General features: G+C 70.9%; 1 protein-coding gene and 1 pseudogene. One reads left to right on the top strand and one right to left on the bottom strand.

Annotated features, from left to right (window positions below; all coding sequences use genetic code 11):
* Positions 1–491: 491 nt before the first annotated feature.
* Complete coding sequence (locus V7793_RS36445) at positions 492–1,976, bottom strand: purine-cytosine permease family protein (RefSeq protein ID WP_336013963.1); 1,485 nt, start codon at positions 1,974–1,976, stop codon at positions 492–494.
* 219 nt (positions 1,977–2,195) lie between these two features.
* Here V7793_RS36445 and V7793_RS36450 point away from each other — a divergent pair.
* A pseudogene (locus V7793_RS36450) lies at positions 2,196–2,409 on the top strand (signal recognition particle-docking protein FtsY); the annotation flags it as partial.

The following is a 2,409-nucleotide window of genomic DNA, read 5'->3' on the forward strand; positions in this document are numbered from 1 at the left end:
GCCGCCGCGGCGCTCAGCCGCAGCGCACCTGCCCGGCGCCGCGGGGCCGACCTCCAGCAGGCTCGTACCCAAGCCGAGCCATTGCGCGCGGCGTCCCGTCGATTCCGGGCGGGCCGCTCGGCCCTTCCCGTCGCCGTGGCGCTCAGCCCCGACGTGGAGGTCCGCCGGTGCCGTACCGGCCTGCTGCCACGTGCTCCCGCCGGCTGCTGGTCGGCGCCTCATGCACCGCTGGCTTCCGCCCGCCGTGGCGCTCAGCCACAGCACCGAGGACCGGGGCGCCGTACCGCCCGGCAGTGGGCCCGCAGCAGGTCCGTAGCAGCGGGCCGCGCCCCATGCCATGCCCCGTGCCATGCCCCATGCCGCGCCCCATGCCGCGCCGCTACGGGCCAGGCGCGGAGCCCGGCGCACCGCTCGCCGCGAGGCGAAAACGCGGGTGCCCCCACCGTGCAGGACGGTGGGGGCACCCGCGTTCAGCAAACGGCGGCGGCGCGTCAGGCGCCGACCTTCACGCGCTCCTCGTCGCCGGCGGCGGCACCCGCGGCGTCCGCCGCGGCAACCTCGCGCGGCACCGGCAGCACGGCCATGATCAGCGCCGAGATGGCGATCGTGGCAGCCCAGCCCAGCCCGTACTTGCCGACGAACGTCGAGGCCAGCGGACCGGTGAACCAGTCGCACTTGGTGAAGCAGATGCCCGCGGCCAGCGCGACGGTCCAGGCCGTCATCGCCTGCCAGCAGAAGCCGCCCACGTACCAGTAGCGGCTGGTGCGGCCGGTGTCCATCAGAGCCTCTGCGTCGTAGCGCACGGCGCGGGCCTTGCGGCGCGCCATGTCGACCGTGTAGACGCCGATCCAGGCGGAGAAGGAGACCGCGAGCAGGATCAGGAAGGTGATGAAGGAGCTGAGGAAGCTCTTCGCGACCAGCATCAGCAGCAGGCCGCCGACCAGCGAGATGATGGCGTTGATGCTGACGGCCATGGCGCGGGGCAGCTTCACGCCCATGGTCTGGGCGGTGAAGCCGGCCGAGTACATCGAGAGGCTGTTGATCAGCAGCATGCCGACGATGGCGGTGATCAGGTACGGCACGGCCAGCCAGGTCGGCAGGATGTCACCGAGGAAGGAGACCGGGTCCGGCGCGTCGGCCAGGCCCGGGGTGGCGACGGCCATGACGGCGCCCATCAGGACCATGGGGACCATCACGACGCCCGCACCGGAGACCGTGGCGGTGACGATCTTCTTGCCGGACGCGGCGTGCGGCAGGTAGCGCGCGAAGTCGGGGCCGGTGGGGACCCAGCTGATACCGCCGGCGGCGATGGTGCCGATGCCGGCGATCATCATCGCGGTGGTGCCGGCCGGCTTCGAGAAGACCTCGTCCCACTTGATGTTGGCGATCAGGTAGGCCAGCACCAGGACGCTGAAGACGCCGAAGAGGTACGTCGACCACTTGTTGCACACGTTCAGCGCCTTGCGCCCCATGCCGCTCACGAGGAACGTGCAGGCGACGAAGGCGGTGAGCGTGATGACGATCAGCGGGGTGTTGCTCTTGACGCCGAGGAGCAGGTCGAGAACGGTCAGCACCGCGTAGGCGCCGGTGACCGCGTTGATCGTCTCCCACCCGAAGCGGGCGACCCACAGGATCGCGCCGGGGAAGAGGTTGCCGCGGACGCCGAACGTCGCGCGGGAGAGCATCGCGCCGGGCGCGCCGCCCCACTTACCGGAGACCGACAGGACGCCGACCATGCCGAACGACGCGAGCGCGGCGCAGGCGGCGACGATCAGGACCTGCCAGAAGTTCAGTTCGTTGAAGACCACCAGGGCCGCGCCCATGGTGAGCAGCAGCACGCTGATGTTGGCGGCGACCCAGGTCGGGACGAGCTCACGGACCCGGCCGTGTCGCTCGTGATCCGGAACGGGCTCGATGCCGCGGGTTTCTATCGCGCCGCCGGATTCGGCGGTGGACAGGTTGGACGCGTTGTCCATGTGGGGGGCTCCGTGCGGGTGAAGCGGGGCGGGAAGCCGGGCAGAAAAGGTCTTTGGGGACTCTACGCGCGTCGCACAGCCCCACGCCATCGTACTTTGCTCCAAGTTTAGGCTTTTAGTGCCATTGGTCCTTGTCGTAACCTCCAAAGGCGCACGTCACCGGCGACGTCGCCGGCGAGGCCGCCTCTCGGCGCCGCGGTGTCCGATACTGGGGGCGTTATGGAAATCGTCATCCTTGCTGTAGTCATCGCTGTGGTCGCGCTCGGCGCGATCAGCGGGCTCGTGGTCAGCAGCCGTAAGAAGAAGCAGCTGCCCCCGGCCCCGCCGAGCAGCCCGTCCGTCACCGCGCCGCCCGCCGAGCCCCACGTCGGCGAGGAGGCCGAGACCCCCAGCGCCGAGCCGCGCCGGACCGTGGAGGAGGTCGAGCTCCCGG

The organism is Streptomyces sp. KLMMK, from assembly GCF_036961605.1.
GTDB classification, from domain to species: Bacteria; Actinomycetota; Actinomycetes; order Streptomycetales; family Streptomycetaceae; genus Streptomyces; species Streptomyces telluris.

Coding starts and splice junctions, on each gene's coding strand:
- V7793_RS36445 (WP_336013963.1), bottom strand. CDS start 1,976: ATGGACAACGCGTCCAACCTGTCCACCGCCGAATCCGGCGGCGCGATA.